Here is a 228-nt window from a genome sequence, read left to right as displayed (position 1 = left end):
GAAGCGTTGACAGGGGAAACCGGTAGGCCAGCCATAGAGCCGCGAAATCAATCAATCGGGATGCCCACGAGGTAGCTATGTCGGAAGGCAACATGAAACATGACGACAACTCGCAAGACATGTTTTGATCCCGCGCGGTCTGAGACCCTGAGCATGCCGGGAAGCGAGTCGTTGGGCAGTCAGTCTGGCCGAGTGGCGTTCTTGGTGGCCATTGCCGCCAAGAACGCA

It is taken from the genome of Polaromonas sp. UBA4122, assembly GCA_002381615.1.
Classification (GTDB): Bacteria; Pseudomonadota; Gammaproteobacteria; order Burkholderiales; family Burkholderiaceae_C; genus Polaromonas.
Note: the sequence above shows the minus strand (reverse complement) of the source record.